Origin of the sequence: Bradyrhizobium sp. BRP56, from assembly GCF_020194035.1 — a bacterium.
GTDB lineage: Bacteria > Pseudomonadota > Alphaproteobacteria > Rhizobiales > Xanthobacteraceae > Bradyrhizobium > Bradyrhizobium australafricanum.
On record NZ_JADYVV010000007.1, the window covers coordinates 160,675 to 170,827 of the forward strand.

At 60.9% G+C, this 10,153-nt stretch carries 10 protein-coding genes; all 10 read left to right on the forward strand.

Features of this window, described 5'->3' with window-relative positions; all coding sequences use genetic code 11:
- Positions 1-310 precede the first annotated feature (310 nt).
- The 10 genes from hybE (at position 311) to I6F38_RS07780 (ending at position 9,833) form a co-directional block, all read left to right on the forward strand.
- Complete coding sequence (gene hybE / locus I6F38_RS07735) at positions 311-706, forward strand: [NiFe]-hydrogenase assembly chaperone HybE (RefSeq protein WP_075968856.1); 396 nt, start codon at positions 311-313, stop codon at positions 704-706.
- Positions 703-1,794: a nickel-dependent hydrogenase large subunit gene (locus I6F38_RS07740; RefSeq protein WP_016846845.1), complete on the forward strand. Its 1,092-nt coding sequence runs from the start codon at positions 703-705 to the stop codon at positions 1,792-1,794. The genes hybE and I6F38_RS07740 overlap by 4 nt, the downstream gene beginning before the upstream one ends.
- Positions 1,787-2,128: a hydrogenase maturation nickel metallochaperone HypA gene (gene hypA, locus I6F38_RS07745; protein WP_016846846.1), complete on the forward strand. Its 342-nt coding sequence runs from the start codon at positions 1,787-1,789 to the stop codon at positions 2,126-2,128. The genes I6F38_RS07740 and hypA overlap by 8 nt, the downstream gene beginning before the upstream one ends.
- Entirely contained in the window at positions 2,128-3,087 is a 960-nt protein-coding gene (hypB, locus tag I6F38_RS07750; protein ID WP_026192296.1) for a hydrogenase nickel incorporation protein HypB, read from the forward strand. The genes hypA and hypB overlap by 1 nt, the downstream gene beginning before the upstream one ends.
- Positions 3,084-5,342, forward strand: coding sequence for a carbamoyltransferase HypF (hypF, locus tag I6F38_RS07755; protein WP_016846850.1), 2,259 nt, complete (start codon positions 3,084-3,086; stop codon positions 5,340-5,342). The genes hypB and hypF overlap by 4 nt, the downstream gene beginning before the upstream one ends.
- Position 5,343: 1 nt before the next feature.
- Positions 5,344-5,580: a HypC/HybG/HupF family hydrogenase formation chaperone gene (locus I6F38_RS07760; RefSeq protein ID WP_075968855.1), complete on the forward strand. Its 237-nt coding sequence runs from the start codon at positions 5,344-5,346 to the stop codon at positions 5,578-5,580.
- Positions 5,577-6,719: a hydrogenase formation protein HypD gene (gene hypD, locus I6F38_RS07765; RefSeq protein WP_225159794.1), complete on the forward strand. Its 1,143-nt coding sequence runs from the start codon at positions 5,577-5,579 to the stop codon at positions 6,717-6,719. Before I6F38_RS07760 ends, hypD begins: the two co-directional genes overlap by 4 nt.
- Positions 6,716-7,762, forward strand: coding sequence for a hydrogenase expression/formation protein HypE (hypE, locus tag I6F38_RS07770; protein ID WP_016846853.1), 1,047 nt, complete (start codon positions 6,716-6,718; stop codon positions 7,760-7,762). Before hypD ends, hypE begins: the two co-directional genes overlap by 4 nt.
- Positions 7,763-7,967: 205 nt before the next feature.
- Positions 7,968-9,080, forward strand: coding sequence for an alanine dehydrogenase (gene ald / locus I6F38_RS07775; protein WP_018269904.1), 1,113 nt, complete (start codon positions 7,968-7,970; stop codon positions 9,078-9,080).
- A 558-nt stretch (positions 9,081-9,638) separates the two neighbouring features.
- Positions 9,639-9,833 carry a 4Fe-4S binding protein gene (locus tag I6F38_RS07780; RefSeq protein ID WP_075968854.1) on the forward strand — a complete coding sequence of 65 codons (195 nt, stop codon included), beginning with the start codon at positions 9,639-9,641 and terminating at the stop codon, positions 9,831-9,833.
- The last annotated feature ends 320 nt before the right edge of the window (positions 9,834-10,153 follow it).

Sequence of the window (10,153 nt, forward strand, 5' to 3'; positions counted from 1 at the left end):
ATATTTGGCATTCGGCCGGTTCTCACGGACGGCGCCCGACGTGGCGTTGGCTGGATCGTGCACAATCGACCAGAGAGCGATGGCGACACAGACTGCTGCGCGAGTACGTTGCGTCCCAAAAATTGAAAGCGTCTTCGGCTTTCGCACGTCGATGTCCGGCTTCGGGTCGGTTGAAAATGATGCTTGAGCGCGAACAGGACCTTCGCAGGAGCAAGAACCCCGATGTGTCGGCACCTGAGGAGATGCTCGTAGCAGCCGACTGCGATATCGCCGGTCGAGCCGTGCGCACGCGACCGACCTTGAACGATCCGTGTTCAGGGTCCAAGCGATCGGGGTTTCGCACGTGCAGAGGGCAGGGCCCGTTAGCATGATGGGCGCGCCTTGGGCCATGAAGTTGGTCGCCTTCTTGCGCAAGAGCAACCGCCAACGGCATGCTGGACCGAAATCGAACCTGCGCTTGCGAGTTCGATTCCGCAACATTGAGCTTGGTGGCAGCGAAATCGCATCATTGGGCTCGATTGCCTGTTGCTCCCTGCTTTCGGCGATCTCACGCAACGACATGGGTGGCGCCCGCGCCGAAGCAGCGGTCCTTGCCACGATGTGGCCGCCCAACCGCCGAGCGCTAAATCATACCGAAGCGCCACGTCTCTGTCCGATCGACCGCCGGCATTTCTTGCGCGAGATGATGACGGAGCGGTGCGCATGAGCCTCGTCGCTCGCAACAAAATCGATGTCACCATATCGCTTGCTGCCGACGTCATCGCCGCGGTCGAGATCCTGCCGCGAGCCCGGCCGCCACTGGCACGGCTGTTCGCCGGCAAACCGGCCTCGGCGTTGCTCAAGGCGCTGCCGCATCTCTTCCCAGTATGTGCCGCTGCGCAACAAACCGCATTGCTGTCCGCGATCGAGGCGGCACGTGACGAAAAGATCATCCTCGCGACGACACAGCGTCGTATGCTCTTGGTCGTTGCCGAGCGCATCTCAGAATTGCTGCGGGGCCTCTTGGTCGGGTTTCCTACGCCGAATGTCAGTGCGGCGGCGATCCGGTCCCTCATACGAGGACTGTCAATGCTTGTGGGCGGCGCACGGCCAGCACGCGGCTCTATTCGGCGTGAGGCTATAGCGCAGATTGTGGCTTCGCTCGCGGCACTCGGCATGCCGGATGAAGATGGCGCGCCGAGGCCCGGTAGCCCGTTCGCGCTTTGCATTGCAGCGCTTGACGAAGTCGACCTGAGGTCCATCTCGATCGCGCACTCGTTCCTGTCCGTTGCCGACGACCGCAACATCACTGAACGGCTGCTCGGCGATGACCCGACATTTTGCCATTGTCCCGATCTTGGTGGGCATGCGCCCGAGACGGGTCCATGGGCGCGCCAAATGACGCGTGATCGGCTCTGGCTGGGTCGGTCGGGTGCGGTCGCGCGGCTGAAGGCCAGAATTGCAGAAATCCGGCAGCTATGCGATTGGCTCAAGTCCGGTGCTCATATCGAATCGGCCGAGCCTGGGATCATCGAAAGCTACAGGTTAGGTCCTGGACGAGGAGCGGCCGCGATCGAATGCGCCAGGGGCCGGCTCTATCACGCGGTCGAGCTTGATCCTCAGGGCCAGATATCCCGCTTCGAATGTCTTGCGCCGACGGAATGGAATTTCCATTGGCGCGGACCACTTGTCCGGAATCTGCAGGGCGCGGGGCTGACGACGAGACGACATCAGAAAGCGGTTCGTGCGGTGATTGAATCGCTTGATCCCTGCGTCGGATTCACACTCAAGTTTCGCAAAGTTGACGATGCATGAAATGGCGCTTTGTCAAAGCATCGTCGAAATCGTCGAGGAGGAGGCGCATCGCCGATCGTTTTCCCAGGTGCGGAGCGTCTGTCTGGAGATCGGGGCGTTGAGCCATGTTGCGCCTGAAGCGATCAGGTTCTGCTTTGCTGTCGTTGCAACGCGGACCATTGCCGAGGGCGCGGCTGTTAGAATCATCGAATGTCCCGGCGTGGCCTGGTGCATGACCTGTTCGAAGAGCATCGAGATTGCACGGCGCGATGAGTGCTGTCCATGCTGCGGCAGCTATCAGTTGCAGGTAACAGCAGGCGAGGAGATGCGAGTGAAAGAGCTGGAGATCGATTGATGTGTAGCGTATGCGGCTGCAGCGGACAGGCGTCTTCAACTGAACGCGCCGAAGTGCATGATGCGCAAGGTCGCGTTCGCGGCCGTCCCGATGTGCAGGACAATTGCGATCGCCATGAGGTGCATCTGCATGGCGACCAGGGCCTGCAGCATTCACACCATGCCGGCCATGGCCATGATCACCCTCATCATCTTGGCCATCATCAGGCGCATGATGGGCAGGCGTTTGTGAGCCGCGGCGCCGACCCGGCTGCATTGAAGGTCGCGGGTAAGAGCTGCGAGCATATCATTCAGGTCGGGCGCGACATCCTTGGCAAGAATAACAGGATCGCGGCGGAAAACCGCGCCCTCTTCATGGCCCACGAACTGCTCGTATTTAATCTTATGTCCAGTCCTGGTGCAGGCAAGACCTCGCTGTTGGTCCGCGCCGTGTCCGAGCTCAAGCGCAGCTGGACGATCGGGGTCATCGAGGGCGATCAGCAGACCTCGAACGATGCCGAACGCATTCGCTCGGCCGGCGTGCCAGCTATTCAAGTCAATACCGGCAAGTGTTGTCATCTCGATGCTGCCATGATTGGTGAGGCCTATCGCCGCTTGCCGCCGCTCACGCGCGGTATTCTCTTCATCGAGAACGTCGGCAATCTGGTCTGTCCCGCTGCCTTCGATCTAGGCGAGGCCTGCAAGATCGTGGTGTTGTCGACCACCGAAGGCGAAGACAAGCCGCTCAAATATCCGGATATGTTTGCCGCTTCTTCGCTCATGCTGATCAATAAGATTGATCTGGCATCGCTGCTTGAGTTCGATTTGGGCAGGACCGTCGAATACGCAAGACGCGTCAATCCCAAGATCGAAGTGCTCACGGTCTCGGCGCGGACCGGCGAGGGTTTTGGCTCACTCTACGGTTGGATCGATGAGCAGGCAGCGCATCAAAGGCGCGCCTTGGAGGACACCAGGCGATGAGCGCCGCCGCCATCTGCGACCGAACACGGCTGCGCGTGCGCGTGAGCGGGGCCGTGCAAGGAGTCGGCTTTCGCCCCTACGTCTATGGCCTTGCCAGGCGATACGGATTGGCGGGATTCGTCGTCAATGGCCCCGAGGGCGTCACAATCGAAGTCGAGGGTAACCGGGCGTCCGAGTTTGTCGCTGCTTTGCCGCTCGAGCCGCCTCCACTTGCACGTATCGACCACATCTGCGTTCAGCGGACCGGGGCGCTCGCGGCACAAGATTTTTCGATTCACACGAGCGAAGGCGGCAGGTTGTCAACTCGGATCGTTGCCGATGCCGCGACCTGCCGGCAATGCCTGGGCGAGCTATTCGATCCAGAAAATCGCCATTACCTTTATCCCTTCGTCAGCTGCTCCCATTGCGGCCCGCGCTACACGATCGCCGAACAGCTTCCGTATGATCGCCGCAACACGGTCATGAAGGCTTTCAGGCTGTGTGCCGCCTGCGCGGCCGAATATGCCGATCCAGCGAGCCGCAGGTTTCGCGCGGAGGCGATCGCGTGTCCGATATGCGGTCCTCGGCTTAGCCATGGGGTCAACGCCATTGCTGCGGCGATTGCCGGCGGCCAAATCGTGGCAATAAAGGGGCTCGGCGGGTATCAGCTGCTTTGCGATGCGCGCAACCAGGACGCCGTGCAGCGTTTGCGCAGCAGAAAGCAGCGCCCCCAGAAGCCGTTCGCGGTCATGGTCGGTTCCATAGAGCGTGTCAACGAAATCGCGGAAGCGAACGCGGCAGAGCTTGCGCTGCTCGAATCCGTAGCACGTCCCATCGTGCTTTTAACTTCGCGCAATGATTTGGCGCCCGCGACGGCTCCTGGCTTATCGCGCGTAGGTGTCATGTTGCCGGTAGCGCCACTGCATCACCTCATCTTTCATGCGCTTCACTCGACAGGAACATGGCTTGCGGGGGCAGCCCCGGTCATCGTCGCAACCAGCGCCAATTCTTGCGGCGAACCGCTCGTGATCGACAACGCGCAGGCGCTGCGGCGGCTCAAGGGGATTGCCGACCTTGTCGTGACCCATGATCGAGATATCCTGACGCGCGCCGATGACACCGTGCTGTCGGTGGTGGCCAGCCGGCCTCAGTTCGTTCGCCGGGCACGTGGCTATGTTCCCGAACCGATCCGGCTTGCGAGGTCTGTGCCGGTCGTGCTCGCCGTCGGCGGCGCCCTGAAGTCAACCGTCACCATCACGCGGGGCAACGAAGCCTTCGTCTCCCAGCATATTGGCGATCTTGATACGGCCGAAGGGATCTGTGTGTTCGAGCAGACGATCCACCACCTCACATCGACCCTTGATGTGGAGCCTGTCGTCATTGCCCATGATATGCATCCCGATATGGCGTCGACCCGGTTTGCGCAAGCAAGCGGCCGGGCGCTTGTCGCCGTCCAGCATCACCACGCCCACGCTGCCGCTGTCATCGCTGAGCACGGGCACGCCGGACCTGCGCTTGCCTTGGTGCTCGACGGCCATGGCTTCGGTTCCGACGGCGGTAACTGGGGTGGCGAGCTATTGTTGTGCGAAGGAACGAGGTTTCGACGCATCGGGCATCTCGCGCCCCTGCAAATGCCTGGCGGCGATCGCGCAGCCCGCGAGCCGTGGCGTATGGCAAGCGCAGTATTGCAGGCGCTCGGCCGGGGTCATGAAATCGCGCCTCGCTTTGCTGCGCAGCGGCAGGCTGGGCGTGTGTCAGCATTGCTCGATCAAGCGGGCGGAGCCACGACGACCAGCGCGGGCCGGTTATTCGATGCCGCGGCGGCGCTGCTGGGGGTTGCAAGTTTGCAGAGTTATGAGGGCGAGGCCGCGATGAAGCTCGAGGCGTTGGTACGGCGGACTGCAATTCTCGAAGCGGGCTGGACCATCGACCGCGACGTGCTGTCGCTTCGCCCGCTGTTTTCGCGGTTGATTGCAGACAACATCGACACCGCGGACGGAGCCGGACTGTTTCATGGCACCTTTGCCGTCGCCTGCATCGACTGGGTCAGGCGCGCTGCGCGGAGAACCGGCGTCAATACCATCGTTCTAAGCGGCGGCTGTTTTCTGAACGCGGTGCTGGCGGATGAAATTGAGCGCGGTTGCTGCAGCGCAGGCCTCAACCCGCTGGTGCCACGGAAACTGCCGCCCAACGATGGTGGTTTGAGCCTTGGTCAGGCCTGGGTTGCCGCTCTGCAGACTGCCGAACAGTCGTCAGCCCTGGAAGGAGCAACCTGATATGTGTCTTTCGGTCCCGGCAAAGATTTCGAAAATTCTTCCCGACGATATGGCGATCGTGTCCATCGATGGGGTCAGCTTGGAAATATCGATCGCTCTCGTCGAGGAGCTCGATGTCGGCGACAACGTTCTTGTCCATGTCGGCTACGCGCTATCCAAGATCGACCCGACAGAAGCCAAGCGCACGTTGGAGCTCCTGCAGGAACTAGGCAGTGCAGGGCGGGAACCCCGATCATGAAATATGCCGATGAATTTCGTGACAAGACCATCGCACAGGGGCTCGCGCGGGCGATTGGCGCCGAAGCCGGTCCGCGACGGGCTTACCGGTTCATGGAATTCTGCGGCGGGCACACTCATGCGATCTCCCGCTACGGCCTCGAGGATTTGTTGCCTGCGAATGTTCGCATGATCCACGGGCCCGGTTGTCCAGTCTGCGTTCTGCCCGCGAGCCGGATCGACATGGCGGTCCGGCTCGCCGAGCGTCCGGAGGTCACTCTGTGCGTGTATGGCGACCTGATGCGCGCGCCCGGGTCGCAGGGGCAGTCCCTGATGCGCGCCAAAGCGCTCGGCGCAGACATTCGGATGGTCTATTCGACGCTCGACGCTATCCGGCTCGCCGAACAGGTGCCAACCAGGGAGGTGGTCTTCTTTGCCATCGGATTTGAGACCACGACGCCCCCGACGGCGGTGATGGTCCGGATTGCCGAAAAGAAGCGGCTGAGGGGCCTCAGCGTGTTCTGCAACCACGTGCTTACGCCCTCTGCGATGCACAGCATTCTCGAGAACCCGAAGATGCGCAACATCGGTGGGGTCGCAATCGATGGCTTCGTCGGTCCTGCACATGTCAGTACGATCATCGGTACGCAGCCTTACGAGCCCCTAGTGGAACAATTCGGTAAGCCGATCGTCATCGCGGGATTTGAACCGCTCGACGTGATGCAGGCAATCCTGATGCTGGTGCGGCAGGTGAACGAAGGCCGCTACGAGGTGGAGAACCAATACAGCCGTGCGGTGACGCGCCAAGGCAATCGTCGCGCCAAGGACGAGGTCTCGCAGGTATTCGAACTGCGTGAACAGTTCGAGTGGCGAGGGCTTGGGCTCATCCCCAACAGCGGACTGAAGCTGAAGCGGGCTTATGCCGGATTTGATGCCGAGGCGCGCTTTGCGATGCACGAACTGCGTGTCGCCGACAATCCGGCATGCGAGTGCTGCGCGATCCTGCGCGGCGCCAAGCGGCCGGTTGACTGCAAGCTGTTTGGAACCGTCTGCACGCCGGAAACACCCGTTGGGTCCTGCATGGTTTCCTCGGAAGGCGCCTGTGCTGCGTATTGGACCTACGGCCGAGTTCGCGATGATCAGGTGAGGCGGTTGTCATGAGCGTCAAGGATTATCATGGCAAGCTCGACGTCGAGAACGGACGCGTTGATCTTTCCCACGGATCTGGGGGGCGCGCCATGGCACAATTGATCTCCGGCCTTTTTCACCAAGCCTTCGGTAATGAATGGCTCGCCCGCTGCAATGATCAGTCGGCGTTTGAGGTTGCGGCAGGCAGGATGGTGATGACGACCGACGGCTATGTGGTCTCGCCACTGTTTTTTCCTGGCGGCAATATCGGGTCATTGGCTGTGCACGGCACGATCAATGATGTCGTGATGGCCGGCGCGCGTCCGCTCTATCTGTCAGCTAGCTTCATCATCGAGGAGGGTTTTCGGTTTTCGGATCTAAGGACGATTGCGCAGTCGATGGGCGCGGCGGCGCGCGGTGCCGGCGTTTACATCATCACTGGGGATACTAAGGTCGTCGAGCGCGGCAAGGCGGATGGGTTGTTCATCTCTACGACCGGGATCGGGGTTCTGGCCGATGGGCTCGATCTGTCCGCCGACAAAGCAAGGATCGGGGACCGTGTGCTGGTGTCGGGCAGCCTTGGCGATCATGGGGTGGCGATCATGTCAACGCGCCAGAACGCCGCTCTTCAAGTTGAGATCGTCTCGGATTCCGCATCGCTGCATGACTTGGTGGCCGTCATGGTGGCGGCTGGCGGGCGCGGCATCCACGTGATGCGTGACCCCACGCGCGGCGGTCTTGCCGCCACCCTCAACGAGATTGCGCATCAATCTGGCCTCGGGTTCCGTCTGCAGGAAGCGGCCATTCCGGTAAAGCCCGCTGTTGCGGCAACCTGCGAACTCCTTGGGCTTGATCCGATCCATGTCGCTAATGAGGGCAAGCTCGTTGCGATCGTCGCGCCTGGTGTGGCTGATGCCGTGCTTGCGGCCATGAAGGGGCATCCGCTCGGATGCGATGCAGCCGATATTGGCGAGGCCGTAGCTGACGATCACAAATTTGTGCAAGTGGCGACCAGTTTTGGCGGCGGAAGAATTGTCGATTGGTTGTCAGGCGAACAATTGCCTCGGATCTGTTGAACACGCCACGCGCATTTGCGGGGAGCATGAGGGAACGATGATTAGCTCAGCGAGCATGCTCGTCTCAATACGCTTCGCATCTGCTTGTTTGAAATCCTGCGTAGCTAGTCCAAGATCGCTGAATTCCTGCGCCATTTAGGCGCCAGCCTCGCAATATCGTTGCGCTCTTGCGATTAAAAAACCCCTCTAGGCAGGGAGTTTTCAAATGAAGGTCGGAGTCCCCAAGGAAATCAAGGCGCACGAATATCGCGTGGGCCTTACCCCTGGAGCCGTCCGCGAATATGTGGCAGCGGGCCACCGCGTGATGATCGAGGCCAATGCCGGCGCCGGCATTGGTGCAACCGATGACGATTATCGCGCCGCCGGCGCAACGATTCTCGATTCCGCAGGCGAGGTATTTGCATCGAGCGAGATGATCGTAAAGGTTAAGGAGCCTCAACCGTCCGAATGGAGCCAGCTGCGGGAGAGCCAGATCCTCTTCACTTACCTGCATCTGGCGCCGGACCCGGAGCAGGCCAAGGGGCTCCTGAAATCTGGGTGCACCGCGATCGCTTATGAGACCGTAACTGATGCCCATGGTGGTCTTCCACTGCTGGCGCCGATGAGCGAGGTCGCAGGTAGGCTTGCGATCGAAGCTGCGGGTAGTGCGCTGAAGCGCAGTGCAGGCGGACGAGGGCTGTTGATCGGTGGAGTGCCCGGTGTTCAGCCGGCTCGGATCGTGGTGATCGGAGGCGGCGTCGTCGGCACGCACGCCGCACGCATGGCGGTCGGTTTGGGCGCGGAGGTCACCATCATCGACCGTTCGATACCCCGGCTCCGCGAGTTGGACGAGCTATTCGAAGGGCGCGTTCGTACCAGATTTTCCACCATCGAATCCGTGGAGGAGGAGGTATTTGCGGCCGATGTGGTCATTGGTGCGGTGCTCGTTCCAGGAGCGAGCGCGCCGAAGCTGGTCCGCCGGAGCATGCTGAGCTCAATGCGCAAAAGGGCGGTCATCGTCGATGTCGCTATCGATCAAGGCGGCTGCTTTGAGACATCGCACCCAACCACTCACGCTGATCCAACTTACGAAGTGGATGGCATCATTCACTACTGCGTCGCGAATATGCCCGGCGCTGTGCCGCTAACCTCGAGCCAGGCACTGAACAACGCCACGCTGCCGTTTGGTTTGGCTCTGGCCAACAAGGGCTTTTCCGCCGTGCTCGATAATCCGCACCTGCGCGCGGGCCTCAATGTCCATCGGGGCCGGCTGACTTACAAGGCGGTTGCCGAGAGTCTCGGGCTCCCCTTCTCTCCGATCGAACAGGCTGCGGCCTGATTCCCAGAGGCCCACACGGGCGTTTCCTCCCTGACTTGGGCCACCCTTCGGGGTGGCTTTTTTTCGGCAATTTCGATCTGCCGAGCCCCGCTGGCGTCTCTTCGGAGTACGGACCGAAGCCGAGGGGGCATCAGACGATCGCGCTTGGCTTTCGGTCGTCCCCGTGATGCCAGCCGAAGTAGTTCCGTCCTCTACAGGGAAAGCAGATTTTCCGGTAATCCGCGGGGATTAACATTGCCTGCCGCGGCTCGCCCAGAAGGACCGCGATCATCGAAGCGACCTTTATCTGCGCGATCGGGCACGACGTTTTTTGGCTGTGCTGTGGAGAGGCGAGCCGGGCTGACGAACGTGGCCTGATCGGCCGACCGCCGCCGGATCGACCCTGCGCTCCAACTATGCGTCGCGATCAAGCTGCCGTGAGGCCGATTGTAGCATTTGCGACAATCGTTGAGGCGGCGACATGCCTTGGAAAATAGCCGAGACAAATCAAGCCCAAGCTCTTTGGCATAAGACTTGAAAGCAAGAAGCGGTCCGCACTTTGCTTATGGAATCGCAGTAATGGCCTACAAGATAATCGCGTCCCAGTGCACCGTCTGTGGCGCGTGTGAGTTCGAATGTCCCAACGCGGCGATCAGCCTGAAGAACGATATATATGTGATCAATCCAGCCAAGTGCACTCAATGTGAGGGTCATTTTGACGCGCCGCAATGCGCTGTCGTTTGCCCAGTGCCCGACACCTGCGTGCCGGCATAAGAGGTCGCCGATGAGGGGAACTCCGGCGCAAAGCAGGATGAAGACTCTAGCGACGGCTCTCTGGGTTGGGGACCTGATTCTCTCACCCGCTGATCCCGCGTTGGCCATGACTTGCACGATCAGCTTGGAGGGTCGCGCTGGGCAATCGTCGTCGGCTAGAGTTTTCCGTGTGGGAGCGGAGTAGACAATGGTAGCTGTACAAGAGACGGTCGAGCGCGTCCGGCGCATCGACGTCGACCAGTATCGATATGGGTTTGAGACGCTGATCGAGTCCGACAAGGCCCCGAAGGGGCTGTCGGAAGACACCGTCCGCTTCATCT